Source organism: Providencia sp. PROV174, assembly GCF_028480685.1.
Classification (GTDB): domain Bacteria; phylum Pseudomonadota; class Gammaproteobacteria; order Enterobacterales; family Enterobacteriaceae; genus Providencia; species Providencia rettgeri.
The window spans coordinates 258,412-282,923 of record NZ_JAMPOT010000007.1 but is presented as its reverse complement, the minus strand read 5'-3'; the positions used below and the strand labels follow the sequence as shown (position 1 = coordinate 282,923).

General features: G+C 39.6%; 37 protein-coding genes, 1 tRNA gene and 1 pseudogene. 8 read left to right on the top strand and 31 right to left on the bottom strand.

The annotated features are described in order from the left end of the window. Positions 1-29: 29 nt before the first annotated feature. The 8 genes from PSE60_RS04980 to PSE60_RS04945 all read right to left on the bottom strand — a co-directional run bounded on the left by PSE60_RS04980 (position 30) and on the right by PSE60_RS04945 (position 6,870). Positions 30-1,244, bottom strand: coding sequence for a phage major capsid protein (locus tag PSE60_RS04980; protein WP_272664709.1), 1,215 nt, complete (start codon positions 1,242-1,244; stop codon positions 30-32). Positions 1,245-1,258: 14 nt separating this feature from the next. Continuing rightward, complete coding sequence (locus tag PSE60_RS04975) at positions 1,259-2,110, bottom strand: head maturation protease, ClpP-related (protein ID WP_272664708.1); 852 nt, start codon at positions 2,108-2,110, stop codon at positions 1,259-1,261. A gap of 5 nt (positions 2,111-2,115) precedes the next feature. Beyond that, complete coding sequence (locus PSE60_RS04970) at positions 2,116-3,438, bottom strand: phage portal protein (RefSeq protein ID WP_117162332.1); 1,323 nt, start codon at positions 3,436-3,438, stop codon at positions 2,116-2,118. Next, a complete protein-coding gene (locus PSE60_RS04965; protein WP_117162333.1) occupies positions 3,438-5,168 on the bottom strand; it encodes a terminase large subunit in 1,731 nt (576 codons plus the stop codon). Before PSE60_RS04965 ends, PSE60_RS04970 begins: the two co-directional genes overlap by 1 nt. A 2-nt stretch (positions 5,169-5,170) precedes the next feature. Then, a complete protein-coding gene (locus PSE60_RS04960; protein ID WP_117162334.1) occupies positions 5,171-5,629 on the bottom strand; it encodes a phage terminase small subunit P27 family in 459 nt (152 codons plus the stop codon). Between the two features lie 170 nt (positions 5,630-5,799). Further along, complete coding sequence (locus PSE60_RS04955) at positions 5,800-6,147, bottom strand: HNH endonuclease (protein WP_272664707.1); 348 nt, start codon at positions 6,145-6,147, stop codon at positions 5,800-5,802. Further along, entirely contained in the window at positions 6,089-6,328 is a 240-nt protein-coding gene (locus PSE60_RS04950) for a hypothetical protein (protein WP_164561056.1), read from the bottom strand. The genes PSE60_RS04955 and PSE60_RS04950 overlap by 59 nt, the downstream gene beginning before the upstream one ends. Before the next feature lie 56 nt (positions 6,329-6,384). Next, the gene (locus PSE60_RS04945) at positions 6,385-6,870 is read right to left on the bottom strand and encodes a hypothetical protein (RefSeq protein ID WP_272664706.1); all 486 of its coding nucleotides are present in this window, start codon (positions 6,868-6,870) and stop codon (positions 6,385-6,387) included. A gap of 341 nt (positions 6,871-7,211) precedes the next feature. Here PSE60_RS04945 and PSE60_RS04940 point away from each other — a divergent pair, with 341 nt between their 5' ends. Next, positions 7,212-7,595 carry a hypothetical protein gene (locus tag PSE60_RS04940; RefSeq protein WP_109913120.1) on the top strand — a complete coding sequence of 128 codons (384 nt, stop codon included), beginning with the start codon at positions 7,212-7,214 and terminating at the stop codon, positions 7,593-7,595. Between the two features lie 1,243 nt (positions 7,596-8,838). On the opposite strand, the gene lysC is transcribed toward PSE60_RS04940, so the two are convergent. Genes lysC through PSE60_RS04920 form a run of 5 tightly spaced genes read right to left on the bottom strand, consistent with a single transcriptional unit; the run spans position 8,839 to position 10,463 of the window. After that, on the bottom strand, positions 8,839-9,075 hold the full coding sequence (gene lysC / locus PSE60_RS20605) for an Rz1-like lysis system protein LysC (protein ID WP_419181578.1): 237 nt from the start codon (positions 9,073-9,075) through the stop codon (positions 8,839-8,841). Further along, positions 8,981-9,361 (bottom strand): hypothetical protein, encoded by a 381-nt coding sequence (locus PSE60_RS04935; RefSeq protein ID WP_272664705.1) that lies wholly within the window; start codon positions 9,359-9,361, stop codon positions 8,981-8,983. Before PSE60_RS04935 ends, lysC begins: the two co-directional genes overlap by 95 nt. A gap of 58 nt (positions 9,362-9,419) precedes the next feature. Continuing rightward, the gene (locus PSE60_RS04930) at positions 9,420-9,989 is read right to left on the bottom strand and encodes a lysozyme (RefSeq protein ID WP_196723634.1); all 570 of its coding nucleotides are present in this window, start codon (positions 9,987-9,989) and stop codon (positions 9,420-9,422) included. Further along, complete coding sequence (locus PSE60_RS04925; RefSeq protein ID WP_004911666.1) at positions 9,970-10,194, bottom strand: class II holin family protein; 225 nt, start codon at positions 10,192-10,194, stop codon at positions 9,970-9,972. Before PSE60_RS04925 ends, PSE60_RS04930 begins: the two co-directional genes overlap by 20 nt. Before the next feature lie 59 nt (positions 10,195-10,253). Continuing rightward, positions 10,254-10,463 carry a hypothetical protein gene (locus PSE60_RS04920; RefSeq protein ID WP_115167087.1) on the bottom strand — a complete coding sequence of 70 codons (210 nt, stop codon included), beginning with the start codon at positions 10,461-10,463 and terminating at the stop codon, positions 10,254-10,256. Positions 10,464-10,484: 21 nt separating this feature from the next. Between PSE60_RS04920 and PSE60_RS04915 the strand changes: the two genes are divergently transcribed. After that, complete coding sequence (locus PSE60_RS04915) at positions 10,485-11,045, top strand: hypothetical protein (RefSeq protein ID WP_115167086.1); 561 nt, start codon at positions 10,485-10,487, stop codon at positions 11,043-11,045. Between the two features lie 5 nt (positions 11,046-11,050). Here the strand turns inward: PSE60_RS04915 and PSE60_RS04910 are convergent, their stop codons facing one another. The 14 genes and pseudogenes from PSE60_RS04910 to PSE60_RS04845 all read right to left on the bottom strand — a co-directional run bounded on the left by PSE60_RS04910 (position 11,051) and on the right by PSE60_RS04845 (position 17,346). Beyond that, entirely contained in the window at positions 11,051-11,320 is a 270-nt protein-coding gene (locus PSE60_RS04910; RefSeq protein WP_109913124.1) for a hypothetical protein, read from the bottom strand. A 554-nt stretch (positions 11,321-11,874) separates the two neighbouring features. Next, positions 11,875-12,285 (bottom strand): phosphate-starvation-inducible protein PsiE, encoded by a 411-nt coding sequence (gene psiE / locus PSE60_RS04905; protein ID WP_109913125.1) that lies wholly within the window; start codon positions 12,283-12,285, stop codon positions 11,875-11,877. Between the two features lie 43 nt (positions 12,286-12,328). After that, positions 12,329-12,406: transfer RNA gene (locus tag PSE60_RS04900), tRNA-Asn, on the bottom strand. A 262-nt stretch (positions 12,407-12,668) separates the two neighbouring features. Next, positions 12,669-12,791, bottom strand: a pseudogene (ymcF, locus tag PSE60_RS04895) (cold shock small protein YmcF); the annotation flags it as partial. A 7-nt stretch (positions 12,792-12,798) separates the two neighbouring features. Then, positions 12,799-13,011: a transcription antiterminator/RNA stability regulator CspE gene (gene cspE, locus PSE60_RS04890; RefSeq protein WP_004911672.1), complete on the bottom strand. Its 213-nt coding sequence runs from the start codon at positions 13,009-13,011 to the stop codon at positions 12,799-12,801. 353 nt (positions 13,012-13,364) lie between these two features. Next, positions 13,365-13,802: an antiterminator Q family protein gene (locus PSE60_RS04885; protein ID WP_004911675.1), complete on the bottom strand. Its 438-nt coding sequence runs from the start codon at positions 13,800-13,802 to the stop codon at positions 13,365-13,367. Between the two features lie 31 nt (positions 13,803-13,833). Then, the gene (locus PSE60_RS20600; protein WP_109913343.1) at positions 13,834-14,373 is read right to left on the bottom strand and encodes a DUF968 domain-containing protein; all 540 of its coding nucleotides are present in this window, start codon (positions 14,371-14,373) and stop codon (positions 13,834-13,836) included. Between the two features lie 14 nt (positions 14,374-14,387). Further along, positions 14,388-14,765, bottom strand: coding sequence for a RusA family crossover junction endodeoxyribonuclease (locus tag PSE60_RS04875; RefSeq protein ID WP_272517532.1), 378 nt, complete (start codon positions 14,763-14,765; stop codon positions 14,388-14,390). Further along, on the bottom strand, positions 14,762-15,088 hold the full coding sequence (locus tag PSE60_RS04870; RefSeq protein WP_109913341.1) for a hypothetical protein: 327 nt from the start codon (positions 15,086-15,088) through the stop codon (positions 14,762-14,764). The genes PSE60_RS04875 and PSE60_RS04870 overlap by 4 nt, the downstream gene beginning before the upstream one ends. Further along, positions 15,085-16,146, bottom strand: a complete 1,062-nt coding sequence (locus tag PSE60_RS04865) for a conserved phage C-terminal domain-containing protein (protein ID WP_109913340.1) — start codon at positions 16,144-16,146, stop codon at positions 15,085-15,087. The genes PSE60_RS04870 and PSE60_RS04865 overlap by 4 nt, the downstream gene beginning before the upstream one ends. Beyond that, positions 16,143-16,325: a DUF4222 domain-containing protein gene (locus tag PSE60_RS04860; protein WP_115167084.1), complete on the bottom strand. Its 183-nt coding sequence runs from the start codon at positions 16,323-16,325 to the stop codon at positions 16,143-16,145. Before PSE60_RS04860 ends, PSE60_RS04865 begins: the two co-directional genes overlap by 4 nt. Next, a complete protein-coding gene (locus PSE60_RS04855; protein WP_196723636.1) occupies positions 16,315-16,491 on the bottom strand; it encodes a hypothetical protein in 177 nt (58 codons plus the stop codon). The genes PSE60_RS04860 and PSE60_RS04855 overlap by 11 nt, the downstream gene beginning before the upstream one ends. Before the next feature lie 61 nt (positions 16,492-16,552). After that, positions 16,553-17,008: a YmfL family putative regulatory protein gene (locus PSE60_RS04850; RefSeq protein WP_272664704.1), complete on the bottom strand. Its 456-nt coding sequence runs from the start codon at positions 17,006-17,008 to the stop codon at positions 16,553-16,555. Between the two features lie 14 nt (positions 17,009-17,022). Then, positions 17,023-17,346 (bottom strand): hypothetical protein, encoded by a 324-nt coding sequence (locus PSE60_RS04845; protein ID WP_272517530.1) that lies wholly within the window; start codon positions 17,344-17,346, stop codon positions 17,023-17,025. Between the two features lie 108 nt (positions 17,347-17,454). Here PSE60_RS04845 and PSE60_RS04840 point away from each other — a divergent pair, with 108 nt between their 5' ends. Beyond that, the gene (locus tag PSE60_RS04840) at positions 17,455-17,667 is read left to right on the top strand and encodes a hypothetical protein (RefSeq protein ID WP_272517529.1); all 213 of its coding nucleotides are present in this window, start codon (positions 17,455-17,457) and stop codon (positions 17,665-17,667) included. Positions 17,668-17,722: 55 nt separating this feature from the next. On the opposite strand, the gene PSE60_RS04835 is transcribed toward PSE60_RS04840, so the two are convergent. Beyond that, positions 17,723-17,917 (bottom strand): Cro/CI family transcriptional regulator, encoded by a 195-nt coding sequence (locus PSE60_RS04835; RefSeq protein WP_272517528.1) that lies wholly within the window; start codon positions 17,915-17,917, stop codon positions 17,723-17,725. A gap of 102 nt (positions 17,918-18,019) precedes the next feature. Here PSE60_RS04835 and PSE60_RS04830 point away from each other — a divergent pair, with 102 nt between their 5' ends. Continuing rightward, positions 18,020-18,667 carry a LexA family protein gene (locus PSE60_RS04830; RefSeq protein WP_272517527.1) on the top strand — a complete coding sequence of 216 codons (648 nt, stop codon included), beginning with the start codon at positions 18,020-18,022 and terminating at the stop codon, positions 18,665-18,667. Positions 18,668-18,774: 107 nt separating this feature from the next. Continuing rightward, a complete protein-coding gene (locus PSE60_RS04825) occupies positions 18,775-18,984 on the top strand; it encodes a hypothetical protein (RefSeq protein WP_272517526.1) in 210 nt (69 codons plus the stop codon). A gap of 239 nt (positions 18,985-19,223) precedes the next feature. On the opposite strand, the gene PSE60_RS20595 is transcribed toward PSE60_RS04825, so the two are convergent. Then, complete coding sequence (locus PSE60_RS20595) at positions 19,224-19,655, bottom strand: ECs1072 family phage-associated protein (RefSeq protein WP_420704865.1); 432 nt, start codon at positions 19,653-19,655, stop codon at positions 19,224-19,226. Between the two features lie 138 nt (positions 19,656-19,793). Here PSE60_RS20595 and csrA point away from each other — a divergent pair, with 138 nt between their 5' ends. The 3 genes from csrA (at position 19,794) to PSE60_RS04805 (ending at position 21,604) form a co-directional block, all read left to right on the top strand. After that, entirely contained in the window at positions 19,794-19,973 is a 180-nt protein-coding gene (gene csrA / locus PSE60_RS04815; RefSeq protein WP_272664800.1) for a carbon storage regulator CsrA, read from the top strand. Between the two features lie 280 nt (positions 19,974-20,253). After that, complete coding sequence (locus PSE60_RS04810; RefSeq protein ID WP_004911710.1) at positions 20,254-20,496, top strand: excisionase; 243 nt, start codon at positions 20,254-20,256, stop codon at positions 20,494-20,496. Continuing rightward, a complete protein-coding gene (locus tag PSE60_RS04805) occupies positions 20,477-21,604 on the top strand; it encodes a phage integrase Arm DNA-binding domain-containing protein (RefSeq protein WP_272664703.1) in 1,128 nt (375 codons plus the stop codon). Before PSE60_RS04810 ends, PSE60_RS04805 begins: the two co-directional genes overlap by 20 nt. Before the next feature lie 179 nt (positions 21,605-21,783). On the opposite strand, the gene PSE60_RS04800 is transcribed toward PSE60_RS04805, so the two are convergent. Then, positions 21,784-22,677, bottom strand: a complete 894-nt coding sequence (locus PSE60_RS04800) for an HNH endonuclease (RefSeq protein ID WP_272664702.1) — start codon at positions 22,675-22,677, stop codon at positions 21,784-21,786. A 181-nt stretch (positions 22,678-22,858) separates the two neighbouring features. Continuing rightward, the gene (icd, locus tag PSE60_RS04795) at positions 22,859-24,112 is read right to left on the bottom strand and encodes an NADP-dependent isocitrate dehydrogenase (RefSeq protein ID WP_004911741.1); all 1,254 of its coding nucleotides are present in this window, start codon (positions 24,110-24,112) and stop codon (positions 22,859-22,861) included. Positions 24,113-24,512: the final 400 nt, after the last annotated feature.

Sequence of the window (24,512 nt, the reverse complement as noted above, 5' to 3'; positions counted from 1 at the left end):
AAAAGCGGCCTATTGACCGCTTTCATGGATTATTCACCTGTTTTTGGTGCCGTAAAATCACCATAAATAAAGGCTTCAGGTCGTTTTACCGCTAATGCCAATCGTTCCTCGCAACGAATGGAAATCATGTTTTTCTCGAAGTCATCAGTATTCTCAGTAGAAATGACAACGTTAGTTTCCTCACGGTCAAATAACTGAGCCCCTGCATTGAATGCCCCAGTTAAAAACTTACCTTTGAAAGCGGCAGTTTCAGTGGCAACAACAGGTAATCCCCACAGAGTAGGTCCCGTTAGTGCCGCTGGATTCGCTAAAATATAACGGCCTAAGGTATCTTTCATTAACTCAATTTTCGCCCAATCAACAAAATGCAACACATGACCAGAGGCTGGGAATCGTGCTAACTGAGCCTGCAACATGGCAAGTCGCAGATCATCAATGCCATTTTGTTTCTCTACCTCAAACTCCGCTTTAAATTTAGACGCCTGTGGAATGATGCCGTGTAAGTGCGCTCCAGAACCATCACCAAATAAGATTTCCTGCTCTTCCACAAACTTCAACCCGTAGCGCATTTCTGCGTCAACCAGTGACTGCAACTGTGAAAAGTCATCTAAGATTTGCTTAGATGCTTTAAACAAATGTGCAATGGTAGTTACTGCGGTAATTTTTGGCTCGAATTTAATATCACTGTAGGGTTTAGCTGTATTTTCAGGCACAACAGCAGCATTGTTAGTAAATCCAGTTTGCTGAACCCAGAAAATTGCAGGTGATTGTGTTTTGCCCGGCGCGATAAGTTCACGGATAAACAAACGTTGCTTTGGTGCGACATCGACTCCTGGTAATCGTTGAGGAGGAACTATACCTTCTGGAACATCGGTAGAAATTAATGCGGCATTAACCGGCACTGAAATCCGTTTATTTCCCTGAATACTGGAGTTGATATCTTTTAATACTTCAGCAGAAACAAATTGCTGACCGACACTTTTCACTGTTTGTAACGCATTATTAAGCGGCATCTGAGCGACATGTTGCTCCAGATCACCTAATGCAGCCTTTAAAGTTGTCTCAGCAGCTTTTAAAGCGTTTAAATCAGATGCCATTTTATCAACAGTGTCTTTAGTTGAAGCACTTAAGCTACCAGCCGCTTTCGCTTCTTTTAAAGCCTCCTCCGCTTTAGCAGTAAATTTTTCATTGGCTTCTTTGATTGTTGCTGACAAGGTTTTCAATAATTCATTTGTATCAGACATAGTGTCTCCAATAATTAATTAGTTTTTGCAAAGGCCCTTACAGCCTCTTGCAAATCAGATAAGGTTTTTGGGTTTATTTCGTTGGTAGCGCTTGGCATACCATTAGGATCGGAAGTAGCGCCCGGCATACTTCCCGTTAAGGCACTAATTAGTTTTCGTCGCTCGGAACGCGGCATTTCCGCTTTAGCCAATGCTGCATCGAGCTTACGTATAGCGGCTTGGGGACTTTCATCACCATCATTAATTTCATCAGCCGCAAGCACCCCGTCAGCAAAACCTTTTGCTATTGCATCACTTGATGCGATATAGGTTTCATCATCCATCATTTTGCTGACAACACTTTCAGACTGACCACTTCTAGCAACATAGATATCGGCCATTGATTTATCAAAAGGCTCTAAGTCTGCCGCTAATTTTGCAAAGTCGTGCCGGTTACCAACCCCTATTGACCAGCAGTTGTGGATCATCAAAAACGCACCGCGCCCCATATGAATTTCATCGCCTGCCATCGCAATAATGGATGCGGCTGAAGCGGCAATGCCCAAGATATTAACGGTGACTTTGCCACTGTGAGCACGAAGCAAGTTATAGATAGCCAACCCTTCAAACATGTCACCACCTGGGCTATTGATATTGACGACGACATCATTGTTCCCAATAGCGCGAAGTGCACCAGAAATACGCTTAGCGGTTACTCCCTCCCCCCAATAATCCTCACCAATAACATCTAAAACAGAAATCGTGTTGGCAGAGCTAGCGGCACGGATGCTGCTATTCCACTTATCAAGTGCTCTTGGTTTGAGTTCATAGCTAATCGATGCGCAGGGGCGATCCTCCAGCGCAACTGGCAAATTGTTTCTTTTCATTAAATTTACTCCTCGGAATGAGGTTTTTGGGGTTGAGTTGTTGGGTCACCTTCTGGGAATAGCCAGTTGGTGATTTGAGCCTTAAGCTTTTCAGCCTCACTGCCAGAAATATCTTTTCCTAACTGGTCAATCGGGGTTAAGTTGAGTTGAACAGTGTAAATATCACCACCATCAATAGGCGGAAGGTTTTCAAGGCGCCTCACATCATTACGGCTCATCCAACCATTTTGCAATGATGTTGTATAGTAAGCTGCTCGACCTGCGCTATCTGCTCGAAGTAATCCCTCGACAGAAAACTCTGCATAATAATCATCATCACCACTCAATAAACAACGACTGATTTCTTGCTCGATATTGACAAGTAATGGCCTCAATGTGTTCGTTAAAAACTGCATGTTCATGCCTTCCACACTGGATGCCCAACTGCTTTGTTTATCCATATGGCCAACCATAAACGGAGGAACACGAAACCAGCGGCAAATTTCCTCTATACTAAAAGCCCTACTTTCTAACATTTGCGCTGCTTCAGGGTTCATAGTGACATTGTTGTATTTCATCCCCCCCTCAAGCACCATCATTTTTCCAGCATTCTTTGAACCGACAAAGCTTAATAAATAACTTCTAATGCGCTCTCGCTGCTCGTCATTCAAAGGAAGTTCTGAAGAAATAAAACCAGAGCTCTGCAGCCCATTTTCGAATATTTTAGCGGCTGATTCTTCAACTGATAAAGCTGAACCAATGACATTTCGCCCAGTTTGAATGGGGATCATTCCACATATGCCATCCATACCAAAACCACGGATATGCATCATATTTTTAATGGGTACTATTCTCTCTTCTTTGGTGAAAGGGTCTGTGTATTTATATTCAAGCATTCCACTAGCTTCATCACGCTTTACGACCATGTTTTGAGGAAGTAGCGGAACCAACGCAACAAGCTTTGGGCCGATGTATTTTTTTTCAATAAAGCTATTCCCGCGCAAACATAAACTAGCTACTACCATTAGCATGAATCTTGATGGCGTCATCTCTATATTAGGTTGCTTGCATAGCAACCTATAAACGGGATGCTCTTTAGCTAAAGTACGCGAACCGTCACTTCTGCTTTGGTAGATTTTTATAGGTAAAGTTGAAATAGATTCACTTAGTAGCCTCACACAGGCCCATACGGTTGAGAGCTGCATTGCTTTATCCGCAGTCACAAGCTTTCCGCTAGTGCTCACGCCACTCCATTCTTGCCAAAATTCTCCATTGGTTAGCGATATTGGGACGCCCAACCAATTAAGAAGCGCGCTCTTAACGCGCCCCGGCTTCTTGTTATGCTTCATCAGATACCTACTATGATTGGGTTATTTATGAATCCTGAGTAATCAGGCTTATCTTCATGCAGCATCGCTCTTCCGACCGCCATCATTGTCGAAACCGCACCATCAATTTTATTTTCATTGCCATCTTTGGTTGGCCTAACAACATCATCACTACCCGGCAAATATTTACCGACCACATTTTGAAAGCACCATGTCATGATAGGATTTCCATCATGATGGAATCGACCTGCAGCAAGTGCGGCTTCAATCTCTTTCATGGGATCACTCATATTTGTGTAGTTTTGCGTAATCGAAATAGGCTCCAGCCCTTCATCCTGCAATCGATGCGAAAGCGCAATAGCCCCCGAGGGGTCGATAGGACTTGAAACGATGTTGAAATGCGCTCTCAATTTTAAAATTGAGTCCTCAATGAGTCGATAATCAACTTCTGCGCCATCGCTCGGAATGAGAGCACCTTGATTGACAAAGCTTTGATAGCGTTCAGCTGTTCGTAATTTGTCAGTATCCGTTGAATAAATAGTATCTTCAGGTGCAAAAAATAATGGTGACACTGAAAAATAATGCTTTTTACCGTTAATTTCGCGCTTAAAGATTGGTGCGACACAGTTCAAATCTAGCTTTGTCGCTAAGTCGATCCCTAAATAAACATCCTCGCCGTAGAAATCTTCAATTTTTAGGCTCTTGTCCTCCGCTTTTCGCCAGTGGTCCATGTTATAGAACGCTGATTTAGCGGTTACCCAAATATTGAAATGCTTCGTTTTGATTTGATTGGTCTGCCTGGGGGTTGTTATCCCTAGCTCTTGCTTTGCTAACAGGTAGTCATATTTGACAGAGACGCCACAGTTAGGATTCGATTTAATGACTGCTTCAGGTGCTTTCCAGTCATCCTCTTTATCTATCGTGTAGATGATGCCAAAGATTTGATCGTTAGCCCCACCAGTACGAATCCCCTCAAGAATTTCAGTTACTTGGCTGCGTTTATCATAACAAGGGCTTTGAATATCAAAACCTGCTGTCGTGATAATGAGTGTAAGCGGTTGCTCACGCGCTCCCATCCCCGTTGTCATTGTCGTATACAGCGCGTCCGTTGAATGCTCGTGATACTCGTCGATAATCGCGCACGTTGGGTTATCACCATCACCAGGATCACCAATTAAGGGCGCAAATACAGAACCATCTGGGCGAGTCATTTTTTCTGCCCATGGCTTGATTTGAAAGCGTTTTCTTAATGATGGAAGCTTTTTGACCATCGCTAAAGCAGGTTCAAAGACTTTCCATGCTTGTTTTTCGGTGGTTGCACCGCAATACACCTCAGCGCCGTACTCACCATCAGCACAAAACATATAATTACCGACCGCAGCCGCAATGAGTGATTTACCATTTTTACGGGGTACTTCGACATACATTTCTGTAAATCGACGATTGCCACACTTCTTTTTTACCCAACCAAAAACCACACAGAAAATAAATAGCTGCCATGGCTCCAGTGTGATCCGTAGCTTTCGCTTTGCCCAATCACCTTTTGTGTGCGGCATAAGCTGAGCAAAACGACAAAACCTCTCAGCCTTATCTTTATCAAATCGATATGGCCAGTTTTTATCTTTCGCTTTCTGGAGGTCGCCTAAATGCCGTTGACATGACTGTTTGACATAGATACATGATGGAATTTTTCCGCTAACAATATCTCTAGCATATTGATTTGCCGCGTTGACGCTCGGATAAGTAGCCATAATTAAAACTCATCGAATTCGTTTCCATCATCATCTTTCTCTTTTGCGCCAGTGCTTCTCATTCGACTCAACGGGTCTAGGCCGAGCAATGATCCCAATCGTGCTATTTGCGAAACGCTGTCATTTCGAACAGCAACAGCTGGGTGCTTTTTAAGCCCACCAGATCCGCTCATTTCAGTAATACCACCACTTTCCAAGTCCATTTTGGCGTGCTTTAAAATAACCTGTTCAGCCGTAAGCATTAGTTGAAAAGCGTTACAATAAGCAACAAGTAATGGGGCATCTTCAAGTTCGAACGTGCCGCGATCAATTAAAATCTTACTTTGTGTTTTCCACAATTTTATTGCCGCATCACCCATCAATTCATCGGGTGGGGCGATTCGAGTAATACTGCTTTTTCCGTTTTTAGCAGGTAAATTTTTGCGTCGACCGCCACCCGAGGCACGGATACCAGTTGCCATTTAGCCTCCTAAAAAATGTTAAAAAGTTTCGAAAAAAATAATCCTTAATTCGCGTCCGTAAAAATTTACCTGAAGCGGCAGTCCTAAAGGGCGAGAGGGGTAGAGATTTTACCCGCCCCTCCCCATAGATGATAATTATCATCATTAATATAAATATTCATATATAACATCTATTTGCGTAATCTCTCTGTTGCTGTCTTCCTTTTATGGCAAGGCCAGCAGAGTGATTGCAAGTTACCATCATCATCAGTACCACCATGTGCTTTAGGTATGATGTGGTCGACAGTCTTGGCTTCTACAGCCCGAGGTAAGCAGTTTTGACAAAGATATTTATCACGCTGAAAGATTCGAGGTCGTATCTTATCCCACTTAGAACCGTAACCTCGCTCATGTCGGCTCTTGCCGGGCTGGTGGCTCTCCCACCCTGTACTCATATGTTCTTGGCAGTAACCACTACGGTCAGTCGTTGTCTTGGTACATCCGCGCTTTCGGCAAGCACGAGGGATACGTGGCGGCATCGGTAACTCCTACAGTCGCTTGTTGTGGTGCGGCATTCAGCAATCTATCAACCATCATCTGCTGCTCTTTGATATCAGAATCAATAGTTGCTCTTTGCTTTTCCACTTCAGGTGGTAACTCTTTATCACCAAACATTGTGATAGCCGTCTTTATTAAATGAAGAGCAATGAGTTTGAGCACCTCATTGAATCCCTTCGATTCACTGTTGCAAACCGATTGTCTTGGCTGTGAGTTGCTCATAATTGCCATCCAGACTTAGCTGATTGAATATCGGCATGAACTCGCTCTAGGGAAGCTGCAAATGCTCTATCTGAATCAGCTATGGTCTGTTGTATTGATGTCATAGATGACTGCAATAGGCTAAATTTAGTTTCCAACCCTTTGATTCTACGCTGTTCGTCTGTTTCTGTTTTAGTTGTAGTCGTTAAAAATCCGCCTTCAGCGCCCTCCTTTGCTGCCTGTCGCATAGCACTATCTATTGCTATGCCTTTTATCTTTAAGCTCGGAATGGGTGCCGGTGTTATATAAGAGCTATCAATAAATACCTGACCATTTGTAATAAAGAACTTATCAGCGCTAAATCCAACACTTGCTGGCTGCTTCAGTCCCGTGCTAATCATCAGCCCTTCAATACGTTTTAATTGTGCTTCCAGCTTATCTAAGTCAGTGCTATCAACTGATATCTTTATAGATAGGGTGGCTATTTCTTTTTTATCTGACATGTCTGTCTCCATAAATGAAAAAGCCACCAGTGATTAGCTGATGGCTATGAACCTTTACAAATATAAGATGGCTATTGTTTGAATAAACACGTACTGTCATTGACCTCATGCAGTACACCCAGTGTCATTGGGAATAACAATAAGATTTATGCTAACTCATTGTTTACTATCCCGTGACAAGGATATAGTGAAGATACTGTGTTGTTTGCTCATCATTGATGGGCTATTTTTTTATCCTTCCCATTTCAACGCCCTGAGTTACTTCTAATTACAATAAAAGTGACCAAAAACTGACTAATCACCATAATCCGTTATAAATATAAGCTACTATAGGAACGTATATGATGCCCAAGCTTCTACTGTTACTTTTAATATCAACACCTCAATTATCATGGGCTTCTTATATTAACTCATGCAATCTAGATATTAATATTTTAGAGAATGTCTCTGCACAAACGTCTTGTCTTGAGGTGAGTGGAAATGTTTGCAACAAAAAAGAAATATCTATTCTAGTGAGTGGAGAAATTATTAATGCAAAACCTTCTGGTCGTGCTGATAAAGGATGCCATCAATATATAACTAGAAAATATCGACAACCTTTATCAGTAGACGATCCAAAGCTAATCCTTAAACGAGGTAATATTGTTACAATTCATGAAACTATTGAAGAAGATAACCAAAATCCAATGAGTCGATTTACTTTTTTCGTTGGTATTAAAAAATAGCTATAAAACTTAATAAGCTTGTATTTATTTTCACCCCTTCTCAGAAATCTCACAGATCTTAAGCCATCCTTTTACATGCCCCTAAAATAGATTTAATAAATACCCCGATTTGGATTAAGTAATAAGTAGTGATAATATCTCGCCGCTGGTCAAGGATGGCTGGCCTTACTACAATAATTATAAAGTTACATTTCCATTAGATATGCCCTTCTGTAGAGGGGCTTTTTTATGCCATTTAATAATCACCAAATATAATTGCGCATTTGAAATAACCTGCTAGGCTTAACGCTGATATTCATCGTAAAGCAACACTTTAGCCTACCGCTGTGTAGGCTTTTTTTATTTGCATACGCGTTTTTCAATATTCTTTTCCGTATTTCGGAACAATTTATACCTAGATTATTTAACCTATGTTGGTACGATGCGCACCCCCATTTGACATTTGGGCATTCACAAAACTAGTAATAACCATTCCGAATTTTTATGCCCCACGCCAACGAGGGGCTTTTTTTATTCTTTCAGAATGCTTTTATCTAACTCTTCACGGAATTGAGCTGGTTTATCGAAGCCTTGTGCTGCCATAGTATTTCTCCTGTTAATATCAACAATCCCCACTATTGCGAGACAGACATACTTTGTTAAGATTTTTTACACTTATTTATCTGTTGATATACTATTCTTAAATACAGATAATAATAAACATAGATGTGCATATAGTTATGCCCGTATTCCACTAGGCGGTGGTATGGGCTATTTTTTTACCCTTTTCCCTTCAATTTTCTGTATTGCTTTTTTGTCAAGATTGTCTTTAACTAGTTGGAAAATTCCCTATTGCCCAATTTAAGAACCCATGCACATGCATAATCAACCAATTAAAGTCTTACTCATACTCATTCCTATTCTTGTATGCATTCTACTTGTTGTTTTTAAAGACAAAAGAGAACCAAATACAATAACAATTTTTGTAAAATTCTCTATCTACTTATTAAGCGTTCTTGTCTTAATTAATTTAGTTTTTTTTGCAAGAGCGCATACGGGTTGGTATTGATAAGCCATTCACCTCAATGTAATTTTAAATTACTTCTAACCGTTTCTACTTCTCAAATGGCTTCTTGTCTAAAACATCCACTTGCAGATATAAATCAGACCTTCAATTACTCCCCAACCAAGAACTGCACACACAAGCCCAAGGGAAAGAAATGTTCCTGGTCCGGGTAAATTATTAAACATAATTCCCACCTTGTTATTTACTATGTCTAGCCGCTTCAATCTCTCTAATGGCCTTTTTATCTAAATTACATTGCTCGATAACTGTGAGTAGCAACTCATTTATCAATAAAGAGTCACCCCAAGAAAATGTCTCAGGGATGTACTCAGGCAAACAATCATTGAGTAGATGGGCTGGAATGGGTACTGATGGCGTTTGAACGTATTCTATTCGCGTGGTTGTGCAGCTCGATAGTAGCGCCACTAGGAGCATCAAGGGGAGCGCATTCATTACCCACAAGAACAGTTTTGATAATGGTTTTGACCTTTTCAGAAGCCACTGCCGCCGCATCACGTTCCCTAAGGTTATTTCGTGAGATTTCATTAAACGTTACCGAAAGTTCTAAAACGGTGGATAATATGAATTGATTTGCAGTCGCCTCATTTTCTAATCGCTCAATATCTTTTTTTACTAAAACATTGCTGTCATAAAGCGTTGTAGCCCACCAGCTCACAGCAAATAGCGCCAAAAATAACCAGAATGAATTATCTACTTTCATAAGTTCACCTGCTTACCTCGGTAGTGATCTAGGGCTTTTTGACATCGCTTTTCTAAACTTACCTTATCAATACTGCAGGTATCGTCTCTGAGTACATATACGCCAGTTGCCAAGTAGATGGGGAATCCGATAATGAAAACGGATATGCATAAGCGAACTCGCCAAGGCATACGGCTTTTTCCACTTCCCGTCTTGTCATTAACCCTTTCCATTTGATGCCCCCAGCATATATCCAGCGTTTAAGTTCATTACATGCGCCAGCTTGGTCACCAGCGTTGAGTTTTTTTAGTAGCGTAGAACGTGAGAATGCCCCTGTTCCTACGTTATAAGTGAATGAGTAAAGTGCAGCTCTGGTGTAGTCAGGAATATTGACCTTAATTAAGGGATTCACTGCTTTAGCGACAATTGCCAAGTCTTTTTCTAACAGCGCTTCACACTCGGCTTTCGTATAAGTTTTTGTGGGAATAATGTCAGAGCCTGTGTGCCCATAACACACCGTGAGTACTCCAATGGGGTCAAGATAAGGGTTAGGGTCATACCCCTCAAACTCAGTAACCATTGCAACAGTTAATGTCATCAATCCACCAGCTGCAGCGGCCATCTTTATTTTATTTGGTATCTTTGGCATGAGCCGCCTCTTTGCGCTTATCTTCTTTTCGTTTGAAATATAAATTTGTCAAAAATGTAGCTACACCTAAAAGCAGGCTTCCCAACACCCCTATCGCTGCCCACTGCTCAGATGAGAAACCATCTAACAATTGTTTTAGCCAATAGAATGTTGAACCCGTAGAGGCAGCATAGGAGGCGCCAGTTGTTAATTTGTCCATACGCATATACCACCCCCTACGGAGTGCCCGAAATTTAGTTAATAGAAAGCCACCAGCAATAGCAGCTAGATTTTATTTGTTGTTTTAGTAGATTGATTTGAGTTTTGTGGATTAGAGCGAGAATCAACAAAGCTTACATGAGTTGGAATAACAGATTGTTTACCTATGGAGCCTTCAAGATGCCCATTTTTATCATAGCTCGCCATTCCACCATTAAAGGTTAACGAAACGCCCGTGTCTGATATATTAATCATCATAATATTTTTAAGGTCCACGCTTCCTCCTAAGGAACTGATATGAACAAGCAGATATTTATAGACAAAGTTAATGAAATTGGCGTCAATAAACTATTGATGCAAGCCATTCGAACAGAAGATGATATTGGTGCGGTTTTGCGCGTTCACTTATTAAGTGAACAACTGGCTGAAGCTTGGATTTGCGCAGCTTGTGATGCCGATAATTTCTTCGGAGAAGGTAATTATTCAGTAAGAATTAATTGCAGCGATAAATTTAAGTTAGCTCGAAATTTAGGTGTTCCAGATGAATTATATAGCAGCCTTAAAATGATTAACTCACTAAGAAATAATTTAGCACATGGAAGTGGGCATAATTTAGTTTCTGACGAATCAATAAATAAACTCGTTAATTTATTAAAAGGGTTTCAATTGGAAAACCAGTCAGATAAATGGAACATAGACGCCCCCTTGCTTGTAAGAGACCAGGATGGATTGGCTGTTAATGAGTATTCAATTAACGATAAGAATACACCAAACAGGGTGAAACTATTCATCTGTTTTGCATTTTTAATGTCTAGGCTTGCATTCTATCTTGGAATAGAAGCGCTAGAGTTAGAATAAGACGGTCACAAAGCTATTGAATGAAAACGACTAATCCCATCTGAGCACACTTCAAGCGAACCGCCCTTATCTTTAACGCGGCAGACAACTTGAGTAGATTTAGTATGGTCAATTGATTCTGACTCAGAGCCGAACAACTCAATAAAGGCATTCTTAACATCCCGAGCCAATCTCTCCATTGGCTCTTTTTCCATATGAGATCTATCCATAATTAATCGAGATAAACAATTAGCAGCAACCAATTGAATATCAGCGGGTAAGTCTTCAAATTTCATAACTACCTCTCTTAAATAGAAAAAGCCCACGCAATGCGCAGCCCTTGAGTAATTATCAACTACTGAATTAATAACCTCTTTTATATATTTGTCGGTCTATTTGCACTTTCTGGCTAGCTTTAATGCTGTTTAACGTACTCTCAGCATAGGGATCATCTTTAGGTTTTTCCTTGCTGATATCCTGTCCAGAAGATGTGCAAGCAGAAAGTATTACCGCAAAAACTAATATAAACGGCCTCATGTCATACCTCATAATCATATTTATGTTAGGTTTTAGACCTGTCGAGGCTTGTAAGTTCAGTTAAGTAACTAAACTAAATCTAAACGTTAATAACATTAGAAGTATTGTGGAGGCATACGCTGAGAGTGTATGCGTTCAGGTTCCCATGGCGTGTGTGCTTCTATCCTGATAAGTACAGATAACTCATGCGAGTTAGCCAATCAGCCTTGGCATTCTCCACAATGAAAACCCTACTCGCTTTAATGCCGCTATGTGAAAGATAGAAGCTGGCAAATAGAGTTGTCATTATAAAGGCACTTGCTAAAAGGTATTCTTATTCATTCGGCTTTAATCTTTCGGAGTTTGCAAAGTATAATGCGATAACTAATATCAGTATGGTGACCGAATATATGATAAACAACTGAGGACTGTTGTGCTCAACAACAATAAGCCGAATTACCGCAGTGATCGCAATATAGATAAAATATTGTAATGGAAAATGATAATCAGACTGAAAATACTTGATAATCAATGCAATAAATTCAAAATATAAAAAATAAATGATAAGACCATCAATTAGGGAGTAAATTGAAGTTGAATTGCTAACCGCAAATAAAAGTGCGGCCAATACTATAGTTTCTTTGATTAAAAAGATAATTAATATAACTGCAAGTAGAAGCAATGCAGCGCTACTAATCCATTGCAATACTCTACTAATTAGCTTTGATTGACTCAATCCAGACATCCCCCCCCCTCATGATCTTAACCTTTAAACATAGTTAGTGGAGTGGTCCGCCATCGAGGCATCGAACCTCGACTCTTAGCCTTAATAAGGCTAAATACTCTTCCAGTTGAGTTAATGGCGGAGAAGGCTTATTTAAGCCAGTTTAGTATTGCAAAAGCCATTAAGGACATAATAGCTATAAACATAATATTCTGGGTATAACTAATTATTCGGTCGTAAATAACAAGCCAATTCATAGTTTACTCCTTGGGGTGTTTCTCTTAAAAATCTGCATCTACTTTTCAAATAAAATGTTGCAAATACGAAACGTTAAAAAAATACACCCTTATATATAATAAAACCTCGACATTGCGAGGTTTAAAATACTAGATAGCGCGAGCATTCATTATATTTTTACAAAATATACATGTGGCGCCATGTGGATTGCTAACCGAAATATCAAACTGCGATGTCCGATACTGGGATCCGTTACAACATGGGCACTTGTAATAGAAGCGAATTTTTATAATGTTTTTAAAGCGCCACTACGTTAGCTGCTGCTGGGCCTTTTGCGCCAGTCTCTAATGAGAAGCTTACTTTTTGCCCATCATATAAAGTTTTAAAATCATCACTTTGGATAGCTGAAAAATGCACAAAAACATCTTTGCTTCCGTCTTCAGGAGAGATAAAACCAAAACCTTTAGATTCGTTAAACCATTTTACTAAACCAATCATTGAATTAGACATAGAATTTCCTTTAATTTTTAAGTTTGCCATAAGGCATAGGTAAGGTTTGTTTTTTATTTTTACTTATGGGAATTAATTAGAAGGAATTCGCAATGAAGAGGTATCTTAGATAACGCTAAATGGTGAACAACTTTAAACTGACTAGCATAAATAGGCCTGTACTTCCAAACCGATGAATCCATTAAGCCACACATCCTAAGCGATAGCAAATTTTATTTTCTAGCTTACTTTATAACTACACATGTAACTCTGACCAATCATAACAGCAAGTCTTATGTTTGTTTCAGACATAAAAAAAACCCCGCATTGCGAGGTTTCATTCTATAAGTTCGATTACAACGTATTTACTCTTATCACAATAGCATCGAATTTGCGTAGCGCACTAATACTTTTTTACTATCTATCACTTTTACTTTATTAATAACATCAGAATCCATTTCTAGGGCTACACCCAACATAGCCAGACAGCCATCAACAAAGCCCTCAGCGACTTGCATCATTTGCCGAATTCGCCCTTCGCTCATTTTCCATTCCTTGGCAATACTGCGCTTAGATACACCGTAAAGGTAATGCAATACTATCAAATTTAATTCTTCTTCTTTTCGAACTTGTCTCAGCTTAGCTATAACACTGTCGATGGTTATTCCATCGTCATCGCTGCATGATTCCCTTGACGGCTCTTTATTTACGATTAAACCTTTAAAACCTGCTGCAATATGAGAATAATCAACCCCCGGATTATCACTCGCCCAACCAGCCCATTTTTGTAAAACTAACTGAATATCTCTCATGCAAAAAGTCTCCTGCGTTCCGCATAACGCATTAACCAAAAACACCCAGTGACGCAGAACGGTCTAGGAATCGAAATAACAAAACCAACTGGCTTCCGTGCTCGCGCTCCCACTCATTTGGATCTTTATGCAACTCGCTGTGGTGAATGCGACATAATGGAATAGTGAACAAATCATGGGCCTTAGTGCCCATTCCGCCCTGACCATGACCGATTAGGTGATGTGCATCGTGCGCGATAGAGTTACAAACACAACATGGCTGTGATTTAACCCACTGCAGGTAGTTATCATTAATCCAGCGCTGTAATTTTGGCTTTAACATCAAGCTAGCTGGTGGTTCGGGTTCGACGGTTAAATTTAACACAGGTTTTGATACCCGCTCACCACTCGCTATGTCGTTGAGGTATTGATCAGAAAGAGAGATAAGGCCCGATGCTTTGTGCTTTAGCTCTTGTGGCAAAGTCATCAGTAGCATTCTGCCGTTGAATGTATGCATATGTGCACCAGGCTTAAATATTATGGCTCCAATTTCTGGTACCAGTATTGGTGTTAATATCCATTGGTAACTCATTCTATTCCCCACATTTACGCAACCTTACTTGCGCTTTCATGCATACTGATTGTTATTTCAAAGCGCCCACCCTTGACTACTTCACACCACTCCATTTCAACTCGCTTAACTTGGCCGTCATCCTTCCAAATGTTGGCATGCGTTAATGCGTCGAATGGTGCTTTTAAATAGTTATCTATGTCCCGCTTGTGGTTTGTTGGCGGGTACATTTTTACTTTTACTGTAACGGGCTCTGTTATCGCTATCGGTTTACGCCTTAATTGCTCATAAATGGCGACAATCGCACTGCCACGAAATTTACGGCCTTTCTGGCTAATTAGCGTTCTGCCATTCACATTACGCCAACATGCATTAACACTTGGTGGAAATGGCAATACAAGTAATATGCTCATGCTCTTACCCCTGCCAATAATGCATCAAACTGTTGAACTAAAGCGGACAAAGCTGTCTCAGCAACAATCCCATTTGAACTCGCTGAAGTATCATGAGAACGAAACTTCCCATCCCTTAGCATTTTTTCACAATCATCAGATACGTGATAAAGACCATCTTTGCCTTGATACACCAAGCCATAGTTGATTAGAGATTTGATGATAGTTGTCGCCCCAGAGTGCTTTTTCATATTAAACTCATTGAACAAATCATCACGACTAAACGGTCGGCCTTTGAAGTGAGTTGTGAACTCGATATACCGACGTTTCTGTGAAGAAATCATACTGTCATCTCCTTTGCTGCTTGTTCTGCTGCTTGCTGCCAAATGCCTTTCCATGCAGCACGGCCCGCAAATTCATTAAGTCGACCTAAGCCGCTTTTGCTGGCCATTTCTTTGGCAATTTCTTGGAGCCTATTAGCTGGCTTCCAGCCCGTTGAGAAAATTTGAGTGAATACAGTGTCACGTTCAACAGTGTCGATACTCATAGCCGCCTCACCCGGCTTTAGCCATTTACCGTTGGCGCATTTAGGGCGACCAGCCTCATTCCATTTCTGAGCCTTTTCGAAGTACTCCATACAGTTTTCAGGGCTAAATAATGTTTTTGGCCGCAGGTAATCACACATTTTTGAGTCATTTAGCCACTTGGCTGTGATGTAGTCAGTTACCAGAATTAAATCATCCGAGGTATAGTTTTCAGATAGACGGGCTCTGATGTGGCCCATAGTGGTTTTCCCATCCCGATAACTTGAATTCGTGACTTTATTGAAATGTTCTAAAACAATTTGCGCTTGGTCTGGCTCAGCATGAGCCGGACAAAAAGAGTTACTCTCTGTTGTAATCTCTTGAGTATTCTCTGTAGTACTCTCTGTAAGATCAGGGCAATTTGCCCCGTTCGATGGGGTCATTTTGATATTATTCGAACGCTTCATTTTGCGCTTATCGATATGGTCATTTTGACCTGTTCGAATGCGCTCGGCTGAACTATTCGATGGGTTCAATTTGACCTCATCGGATAACAACACATGTTCATAATTTATAGAGTAATAATTAGTACGGTCATGAGTTCGTTTATTGATTTGCTCAATATTTAAGACACCCAACTTTTTTAAATTGTTAAATGCACGCTTAATTGTGGATTCAGAAAAATATGGGAATTGTTCACGCCATTCTTCAATAGTGTTATAAATCCAGCGGTGCCCCTCATGGTCAACGCCCGACGAGGTTTCAGATAGCCAATACTGAACTTGCTGAAGCAATAAAGCCTCATTCAAGCCCAAGCGTACCGCCAGTTCAGGTATAACAATTTGTGGGCGTGTTTTAAGTAGTAATAAGCTGCTCATTCCATCACCCTTGTGAATTCGGCTTTAAATTTGTACAAAGGGGCAAAGCATTCATGTTCATAACCGTCACGCATGAATATGACCCACTGTTTGATTCGGTCATAACGTATGACGCGAACACGAATACCGCGCTTATCCAGATAAATGCGATTGAGATTATTGGCGTCTTCATTGGACATGCTCCCCTCTCCCGCAACTTGCATTAAAATCATCTACCAACCACTCAACAAACTTGTAGTTGGTCTCCTGCCGCCCTTCTGGTACCTTTAGTTCATAGACAAAACGACCATCACGGATAGAAACTCTCACTTGCGTTCTACCGCGTAAATTCGTTACACTGCTCATGCTAGTTACTCCACACAAGTTGTTATTAGCACCCGACGCCTCGGACCGCATATCTGGGGCGTCAACCTTTCTTATGTAATTTGATGAGCGCATTGATAGCTCCTCTAGTGCTTGCGATTGCTCTATCCAACATTGTCATAATTTGCTTTTCTTCATGCCTATCAACAACACCGTCTTCCAATGCTTTCCCAATGAATACAACTAACTCACCGCGAGTTGTTGATGCTCGAGTTTGTAATTTGAATAATTCTGGTTCGTCCAAATCCTCTGGGCTTATCTTTTCCACCAGCAATAAATTTCTTCTGTTTGCGTAATACCCTGCAAGAAATGATATGTTAGATAAATCCTCCATTGCCTCAAGCTCTTCACGCTCAAAAAAACGACAGCCGTTTTTCTCGTACAAGTTGTTATTGAACGTAGTTTCTGTCATACCCAATGCACCTGCCATCGCGGAACGTCCACCGGGGTATGCCTTACACATTTCTTTCACGACTTCTTTTAATGTTTGTTTGCACATATCTAAATTTCCTATTAAAACCAAAGCCACTGACAAAGCGTTTTACGCGGGATGATGTAATACTTATTTGGATTATTTCTATGAAACCTCTCAGCCCTGAGTCTGTGTAGCTTCATCCAACGCTTACGCTTTGCTAATATGCGGGGGCTAATATGTGAACTAAAAATAATCCCTAGCGGGACCATAACTAAAGACGCCAATAACATACCGATAAGGGATGATTTAAAATGTTCGATGTTCTCTTGAGTAATCTCACCTTGTTTTTCAAGTCCAGCCTCAGCTTTATTACTTTCTTTTGGGCTGTCTTTTCTTTTTTCTTGGGTACTTGGCTCGGCCATTATCTCGCCAGATCGCGGGATAAACGCAAAGAATTCAACGCTATTGCTGATCCTCTGTTTTTGATATTGGATAAATTCCTCGACGACTGCAGTGAAGGAATAAGGGATATGCCTAAAATCAATAAAGACGACTTTCGAGCTCTCCGCCTTCACCTGACAAAAAGAGAATGTGCAAATTACAATGCAGCCGTACATGATTTTTTTCAGGCTCTTAAAGAAAATGAACTTTACGAAGATGATTGGATTTTTCCTGTAATCAAAAATCCTGAATATATGATCCCAAAGATAAATAATCTTCTGCGTCTTATAAGGCACCGTTAATTCATTTATGTTGTGCATACCTACAATCTCGTTACGTTACTGGTAGTTAATTTAGTTAAATAGTTTTGTTATTTTGGATATAAAGACTTGGGTCATACTTGAGATGTCCTTTCGTTATCCTTTCAATACGCAAGGCTTGCTTCTCAGGTACTATTTCGACCCATTGGCAAACCGCACTATGTGAAATACCTAATGCTCCTGCTGTTTTTACTGTTCCGCCAAAATGATTAAGAACTGATGCTTTGTACATTTCACTCTCCGATAAAGTAAGTATACTTACAATTTAGACTCACATGATACTTATGTCAATAAAATGTAAGATTGCTTACATGCAAAATAACTGGATTTAAATATGGAAACGGTAGGCAGCAGAGTTAAATTTCGTCGACGTCAGTTAAAGATGACACAAAAAGATGTTGCTGAACGAGTAGGTATCTCTGCGTCAGCTGTAACTCAATGGGAAAATGACAACACAGGTCTATCCGCTGAAAACCTGCTGAAACTATCGTCAATCCTTAGGTGCAATCCAAGTTGGTTATTACTCGGAACAGGAACTCCTGAAGAAGGTGTTACGCCTAGTCTTATTGGATTTAGTAGTGTTCCTATAATTAGCTGGGTTCAAGCTGGTGATTGGGCTGATAACTTTTATGAATCATCTAAAGGGGATCATGAATACATTGACACTCCTTTAAATGTCTCTGAAAAAGCCTTTGCTCTAGTTGTTAAGGGCCAGTCAATGACCACTACCAATGGAGACTTAAGTATACCAGAGGGTGCCGTTGTTATTGTTGAACCTGAATACGGATACCTTGATGATATCAATGGTAAAATTGTTGTCGCTCAACAAAAAGGGAGTAGCGAAGCAACCATCAAAAAACTAATCATAGATGGCCCAAATAAATATCTAGCACCTCTAAATCCTCAATTTCACCCTATACAAATTAACGGTGACTGCGTTATTGCTGGTAGAGTCAAACAAGTAATAATCAACTTAGATTAGCCCCTACAATCCCCGCCAAAAAGTAAATTAAGTTTACTTACATTTTTCTCTTGACTTAAAATGTAAGTAAACTAATATTAATCCAACGAACATGTTGGAGAAAAGTCATGCAAACCAATTCAAATGAACCAATCGTTACTTTTAGTGTGCCAATGTCGCAGGATGATGTGCGCGAGTGGATACTAGAAAAAGCCAAACAAATTAATGACCTGCAAAAACTGCGTAACGAGCGTGATGAGCTGCAATCTAAACTCGAAAAACTCGACGAAGAAATTGCAGAGTGCTTGGATATGTGTGCGCTTACTGTTAGTGCTTAACTGAATAATGTGTGGGGTATTAGGTATGTGTGGAGTAATTGGCGAAAATGGCGAGAAAAAAGGTCAATTCGATTTAAGCAAAATTGACCCTGGTGAGCTTACAGGCTCTGATTTGCACCGTTCAGTAAATAATACTTTTTACCCATTTGTGAGCTTTCATCAAGGTGCTGCTTGGGTTAATTCTTGTGTTGAATCTTTGAAAAGAGCAATAGAAACAGCGGAGATATCAGCTAATGCAGCTATAGATATTGCCAACCACTACCAAGGGTCCATCCTCCAGCAAGATCTACATCAAAATTATCAGAAGCTGATGGCCTTAAAAGATTTTGTAAGTAAGTTTGAACCGCTTCGGGAAGAGGATATTCGGTAAGGTACTTCTGTAAAATGGCAACTCTATCACTATCAGATAATTTGTCGTATTGGTCAGGAAGCAAACCTATTTTGTTGAAAATGAACGAACCTAATGTTCCATCAAATGATTGCTTAAACCATATATTTATTTCATTTTTTCTGTACTCAAATGTTACGACTTCAATAAGAAATATTAGGTATGCTTTTTTTCTTATTGGCTGGGCTTTAATGTCATTATGGTCAAAAGAGCTGGTTGCGATGTCATGGTGGTCGCAAAGCGAATTTCTTATAGACAACCATAAAGATGCGTAATTAGACATTTAACTTATCCTAAATTGTTGGGGCGTTCGAATATAACAAAGTTCCTTCTGTTGGGGAATAGCAGGAACCACAGCCGCCTGATGTGGATAAGTTAGTTCAGGCAACCTTATTAACTGTGTGGAGTGCTTAGTATGGGAATGCTTATTCTTACTCGAAAGCCAACCGAAGTTGTGGTTATTGGTGATGATATTAAAGTTACAATTTTAGGAGTAAAGGGTAACCAAGTGCGGATTGGTATTGATACCCCAAAAGATATTAGTGTCCATCGTGAAGAAATTTATAAACTAATTTTTGCTGATAATAATAAGTCTGAGTGATAGTTATTTATTGTATTTAAATTAAAACCAAATCAATAAATAAAAAAATACCGCCAATAAATTCAGCGGTAAATAATTAACACACAGGGATCAGCTCATTCTATAGGAATATAAGTAACTGTAGAATTACTTAAGCTTAGTCCAAAGATATAAATAAACAAGAAATTAGCAAAAAAAACCGACATATAATATGCCGGCAAATAATAGCAAGTATCGCGTGTTACTTAATAAGTATAGTCAAAAATTAAAAGTCTGTATGCGGCAGAATGTGGAGGTAATTATGCAAATGCTAACTTTGGAGGAATGGGCGAGCGAACGTTATAGAAGTCGCCCTCCTCGCCTGGGGACATTACAACGCTATGCTAGGAATGGCTTGTTCTATCCACCAGCACAAAAAGAAGGTGGTATTTGGCGCGTGAGAGAAGATGCCGACTTAGTCGGTAATTTGACATCACCGGTTATCAATAAGAGTGATAACCCAAAATTACAAAGGATTTTAAACGATGGCTGCCCGACCACGTAAAAATAACGTCAACATCCCTAATCTCTACCCACTATTTAGCAGAAAAGCTAACAAGGTTTATTGGCGTTATCGTCACCCTATAACTGGAAAATATCATGCCCTCGGTGACAATGAGGCTGAAGCTCGTGAAATTGCGATTGAAGCTAATAACCGGTTAGCTGAACAACGTAGCCGTCAAGTCATGGCGATCAGCGATAGAGTAGCAAGAATTAAAGGTAAAGAGATCACCGTAAATACTTGGCTGGATCGCTACTGGGTAATACAAGAGGAACGCCTTGCTGACGGTGATATAAAACAAAATACATATAAGCAAAAAAGAAAACCTGTGGACCTAATGCGCCACTCTCTCGCAATGAAGCCTTTACCTGCAGTTGATGCGAGAGATATCGCATCAATACTTGATGAATATAAATCTAATGGCCAACATCGCATGGCTCAGGTTATTCGATCTGTATTAATCGATGTGTTCAAAGAGGCGCAGCATGCTGGTGAAGTCCCTCCAGGATATAACCCTGCACTCGCAACTAAACAACCAAAAAGACGAATTACCCGCCAGCGCCTTAATTTAGATGAGTGGCAAAAAATATTTGAAGTAGCAGATAAGCAACATAAGTATTTAGGCAATGCGATGTTATTAGCCATAATTACCGGGCAGCGACTTGGCGATATTTCAGCAATGAAATTTAGTGATATTTGGGATGACCACTTGCATGTAACACAAGAAAAAACAGGAAGTAAACTGGCTATTCCACTAGCATTAAGATCTGATGCGTTAAACATGTCGTTGAGGGATGTTGTTTCTAGATGTCGTGACCGTGTTCTCAGTCCTTATCTGATCCATTACTTCCGTACGACTTCTCAAGCAAATAGAGGCGAGCAAGTTACAGCAAATACAATAACAACAAATTTCAAGAAGGCACGAAACAAAACTGATATTGATTGGGGAGAAGGAACACCAGCTTCATTTCATGAACAGCGTTCTTTGTCTGAAAGGCTGTATCGTGAGCAAGGGATAAATACTAAAGATTTACTGGGCCATAAATCACAAAAAATGACAGACAAATATAATGATGACCGGGGTAAAGATTGGCTAGTTATATCAATTTAAAGAAACTAGCCTAACTGAATTAGCAAAATAAAGAGGTATTTTAATATCTCTTTATTTTAGGTTAAAATTTTGTCTATCGCTGACCTGAGTATACTATTAAATTCCCTGGTAAATAGATCTTTAGGCACTTTCAATTTCAAATTTAATAACGGCTTCTTATAAAAATTAATTTATAGCAGTCAATCAAACTTAAAAAGTTCTCGATGCTTTTTTAAATAACGTATATTTTGTTCAAAAACATGTCGTAATTTTAATTCCTTACTTAAATTCAATATTTTTAAAGATTTTTCAATTTTCTTTTTAACCAAAATTTGTCCGTTATCATCAAAACTGATCAAACCAAGGTCAAATAATTTATCCAAATTTGGGGTTAATGGAAACCCATTATATGGATCTACTTTTTCCTTTGGACTAGAAATGGTCCAAGCCACAATATGAGATGCAATTAGCAACTCAGAATCCTCAACTCCCGTAACTGCACACTTATTTCCCCATAACTTAAGTAGACTTTTTCTATATCGTCCCTGGCCAATTCTAGCTTGTATCATTACCTCTTTATTACTTCCTTTTGGTGCTATCAAGCTAGAGTTTTTATCATTGAAATCTAAGAAAACATCTTCATTGATGAAGGTTGCAATCATCTTAGCTGCATCTTGTGGAATTTTGCTCATATAATTCTGATGACATGCACCATTGCTATTGAATACGATAGGTTCGCAATGCTTATTATAATGAGCAATAAATATTGAACGAAAATTGTCCACAGGGATAGGCCTGTCAAAAATATACAAATCTACATCGATCTGTGTTCCATCATGCTTCCACTCTTTAAATGTTCTACTTTCAGGTCTTGGTGATTCATATGCATTTGTTATAGCTGTTGCTAAATATATAACTTCACCATCTTTATGACAAAATATTAGATCGCCTTTTTTTACCTCTTTTACTGTTTCCCACCCTTTAGACACATATTTTGTTCCATTTTTTTTTGTGCCAAATTGAGGAGCCCATAGAAAATTATACTCTTTAATCTCTTTAAAACTTGTACCAACATTAACCCAAAAAAAATTCATTTTTCACCTCACCTTATGACATTCATTTAATCTTTACATCGACAAAATTTCATATAATTTTATATAGTTAGCAAGGATGTTTTGATAATTCGTTTTGATAACTTTTTGATAACCGTTTCAAATGTGACAATAAAAAACGGGAACTATTAAGCTCCCGTTGTTAATCACATCACGTAATAAATTACATGTGTTTAATGATTGCGTCACCGAATTCGCTACATTTCAGTAATTTAGCGCCTTCTAATTGACGTTCGAAGTCATACGTTACAGTCTTAGCTTCGATTGCGCCTTCCATACCTTTAACGATTAGGTCAGCCGCTTCAGTCCAGCCCATATGGCGCAGCATCATCTCAGCAGAAAGGATAATAGAGCCAGGGTTAACTTTATCTTGGCCTGCATATTTTGGTGCAGTACCATGCGTTGCTTCGAACAAGGCGCACTCAGAACCAATATTTGCACCTGGAGCGATACCAATACCACCAACTTGCGCTGCTAATGCATCAGAAATGTAGTCACCATTTAGGTTCATACAAGCGATAACATCGTATTCTGCTGGGCGCAGCAGGATTTGTTGTAAGAAAGCATCTGCGATAACATCTTTAACGATAATATCTTTGCCAGTTTTAGGGTTTTTAATTTTAACCCATGGGCCGCCATCTAATAATTCGCCGCCAAATTCCTCTTGTGCTAATTGGTATCCCCAATCTTTAAATGCACCTTCAGTGAATTTCATAATGTTACCTTTATGAACTAAAGTCACTGAATCACGGCCATTATCAATAGCATATTCAATAGCAGCACGAACTAAACGTTTTGTGCCTTCTTCTGAACAAGGCTTGATACCAATACCACAGTCTTGTGGGAAACGGATTTTAGTCACACCCATTTCATCTTTCAGGAATTTAATAACTTTATCTGCTTCTGCACTACCCGCTTTCCACTCAATACCCGCATAGATATCTTCAGAGTTTTCACGGAAAATAACCATATCAGTCAGTTCAGGTTGTTTAACTGGGCTTGGAGTGCCTTTGTAGTAGCGAACAGGACGTAAACAGATATACAGGTCAAGTTGTTGACGCAATGCAACGTTCAGAGAACGAATACCACCACCAACAGGAGTTGTTAAAGGGCCTTTAATTGAAACACGGTAATCACGGATTAAATCGAGAGTTTCTTCTGGTAACCAAACATCTTTACCATAAATTTGTGTAGATTTTTCACCGGTGTAAACTTCCATCCAAGAAATTTTGCGCTCACCGTTGTAGGCTTTTTTCACTGCCGCATCAACCACTTTCAACATTGCTGGTGTGACATCGATACCAATGCCGTCACCTTCGATAAAAGGGATAATTGGGTTGTTCGGAACGTTTAGTTTGCCTTTTGCATCAATGGTAATTTTAGCGCCTTCTGCCGGAACTACTACTTTGCTTTCCATTAACCTCTCCTTTCACTTGCGTATTTTGCTTGTTAATTTTTTGTAAGAGACGTGTCAATACTACTTCAATCTGCGTCGAACGCCAATGATTACTCATCTAAGCTTCAATGCCGATCGCATTTAACGTACTGTTTTACCTTGTAAGTTAATCGAATATCTATTTATAAACACTGTTAAATCAATAAATTAATTTAAGCATTCCATTATTAGAAATAAATCAAACTGCGATGAAAAGTTGTCAACGACTCATTTGAGCGAACGACACAACTTTTGTTAAAATACTTCCCTAACAAAAAATAATATTAGCAAGTTAACTCAAATTAAAAATACGTTTTGCTCACACTATCACCATCCAAACAAATTCATATGTACTTATTTTTAAATGGAAAATTGTTTTTAT

What these genes read in the sequence shown, in the direction of transcription:
- cspE (WP_004911672.1), bottom strand. Translation starts at nt 13,011, where the DNA reads ATGTCTAATTCAATGATTGGTTTAGTAAAATGGTTTAACGAATCTAAA.
- PSE60_RS20595 (WP_420704865.1), bottom strand. Translation starts at nt 19,655, where the DNA reads ATGTCTAATTACGCATCTTTATGGTTGTCTATAAGAAATTCGCTTTGC.
- PSE60_RS04940 (WP_109913120.1), top strand. Translation starts at nt 7,212, where the DNA reads ATGATGCCCAAGCTTCTACTGTTACTTTTAATATCAACACCTCAATTA.
- PSE60_RS04945 (WP_272664706.1), bottom strand. Translation starts at nt 6,870, where the DNA reads ATGTCAGATAAAAAAGAAATAGCCACCCTATCTATAAAGATATCAGTT.
- PSE60_RS04970 (WP_117162332.1), bottom strand. Translation starts at nt 3,438, where the DNA reads ATGAAGCATAACAAGAAGCCGGGGCGCGTTAAGAGCGCGCTTCTTAAT.
- PSE60_RS04800 (WP_272664702.1), bottom strand. Translation starts at nt 22,677, where the DNA reads ATGAATTTTTTTTGGGTTAATGTTGGTACAAGTTTTAAAGAGATTAAA.
- PSE60_RS04930 (WP_196723634.1), bottom strand. Translation starts at nt 9,989, where the DNA reads ATGCCAAAGATACCAAATAAAATAAAGATGGCCGCTGCAGCTGGTGGA.
- psiE (WP_109913125.1), bottom strand. Translation starts at nt 12,285, where the DNA reads ATGTCTGGATTGAGTCAATCAAAGCTAATTAGTAGAGTATTGCAATGG.
- PSE60_RS04850 (WP_272664704.1), bottom strand. Translation starts at nt 17,008, where the DNA reads ATGTGCAAACAAACATTAAAAGAAGTCGTGAAAGAAATGTGTAAGGCA.
- PSE60_RS20600 (WP_109913343.1), bottom strand. Translation starts at nt 14,373, where the DNA reads ATGAGTTACCAATGGATATTAACACCAATACTGGTACCAGAAATTGGA.
- PSE60_RS04885 (WP_004911675.1), bottom strand. Translation starts at nt 13,802, where the DNA reads ATGAGAGATATTCAGTTAGTTTTACAAAAATGGGCTGGTTGGGCGAGT.
- PSE60_RS04965 (WP_117162333.1), bottom strand. Translation starts at nt 5,168, where the DNA reads ATGGCTACTTATCCGAGCGTCAACGCGGCAAATCAATATGCTAGAGAT.
- PSE60_RS04955 (WP_272664707.1), bottom strand. Translation starts at nt 6,147, where the DNA reads ATGCCGCCACGTATCCCTCGTGCTTGCCGAAAGCGCGGATGTACCAAG.
- PSE60_RS04870 (WP_109913341.1), bottom strand. Translation starts at nt 15,088, where the DNA reads ATGATTTCTTCACAGAAACGTCGGTATATCGAGTTCACAACTCACTTC.
- PSE60_RS04810 (WP_004911710.1), top strand. Translation starts at nt 20,254, where the DNA reads ATGCAAATGCTAACTTTGGAGGAATGGGCGAGCGAACGTTATAGAAGT.
- PSE60_RS04860 (WP_115167084.1), bottom strand. Translation starts at nt 16,325, where the DNA reads ATGTCCAATGAAGACGCCAATAATCTCAATCGCATTTATCTGGATAAG.
- lysC (WP_419181578.1), bottom strand. Translation starts at nt 9,075, where the DNA reads ATGCTCCTAGTGGCGCTACTATCGAGCTGCACAACCACGCGAATAGAA.
- PSE60_RS04845 (WP_272517530.1), bottom strand. Translation starts at nt 17,346, where the DNA reads ATGGCCGAGCCAAGTACCCAAGAAAAAAGAAAAGACAGCCCAAAAGAA.
- icd (WP_004911741.1), bottom strand. Translation starts at nt 24,112, where the DNA reads ATGGAAAGCAAAGTAGTAGTTCCGGCAGAAGGCGCTAAAATTACCATT.
- PSE60_RS04935 (WP_272664705.1), bottom strand. Translation starts at nt 9,361, where the DNA reads ATGAAAGTAGATAATTCATTCTGGTTATTTTTGGCGCTATTTGCTGTG.
- PSE60_RS04805 (WP_272664703.1), top strand. Translation starts at nt 20,477, where the DNA reads ATGGCTGCCCGACCACGTAAAAATAACGTCAACATCCCTAATCTCTAC.
- PSE60_RS04915 (WP_115167086.1), top strand. Translation starts at nt 10,485, where the DNA reads ATGAACAAGCAGATATTTATAGACAAAGTTAATGAAATTGGCGTCAAT.
- PSE60_RS04825 (WP_272517526.1), top strand. Translation starts at nt 18,775, where the DNA reads ATGCAAACCAATTCAAATGAACCAATCGTTACTTTTAGTGTGCCAATG.
- PSE60_RS04875 (WP_272517532.1), bottom strand. Translation starts at nt 14,765, where the DNA reads ATGAGCATATTACTTGTATTGCCATTTCCACCAAGTGTTAATGCATGT.
- PSE60_RS04975 (WP_272664708.1), bottom strand. Translation starts at nt 2,110, where the DNA reads ATGAAAAGAAACAATTTGCCAGTTGCGCTGGAGGATCGCCCCTGCGCA.
- PSE60_RS04925 (WP_004911666.1), bottom strand. Translation starts at nt 10,194, where the DNA reads ATGCGTATGGACAAATTAACAACTGGCGCCTCCTATGCTGCCTCTACG.
- PSE60_RS04835 (WP_272517528.1), bottom strand. Translation starts at nt 17,917, where the DNA reads ATGTACAAAGCATCAGTTCTTAATCATTTTGGCGGAACAGTAAAAACA.
- PSE60_RS04980 (WP_272664709.1), bottom strand. Translation starts at nt 1,244, where the DNA reads ATGTCTGATACAAATGAATTATTGAAAACCTTGTCAGCAACAATCAAA.
- PSE60_RS04855 (WP_196723636.1), bottom strand. Translation starts at nt 16,491, where the DNA reads ATGAGCAGTGTAACGAATTTACGCGGTAGAACGCAAGTGAGAGTTTCT.
- PSE60_RS04840 (WP_272517529.1), top strand. Translation starts at nt 17,455, where the DNA reads ATGCCTAAAATCAATAAAGACGACTTTCGAGCTCTCCGCCTTCACCTG.
- PSE60_RS04830 (WP_272517527.1), top strand. Translation starts at nt 18,020, where the DNA reads ATGGAAACGGTAGGCAGCAGAGTTAAATTTCGTCGACGTCAGTTAAAG.
- PSE60_RS04960 (WP_117162334.1), bottom strand. Translation starts at nt 5,629, where the DNA reads ATGGCAACTGGTATCCGTGCCTCGGGTGGCGGTCGACGCAAAAATTTA.
- PSE60_RS04865 (WP_109913340.1), bottom strand. Translation starts at nt 16,146, where the DNA reads ATGAGCAGCTTATTACTACTTAAAACACGCCCACAAATTGTTATACCT.
- PSE60_RS04910 (WP_109913124.1), bottom strand. Translation starts at nt 11,320, where the DNA reads ATGAAATTTGAAGACTTACCCGCTGATATTCAATTGGTTGCTGCTAAT.
- csrA (WP_272664800.1), top strand. Translation starts at nt 19,794, where the DNA reads ATGCTTATTCTTACTCGAAAGCCAACCGAAGTTGTGGTTATTGGTGAT.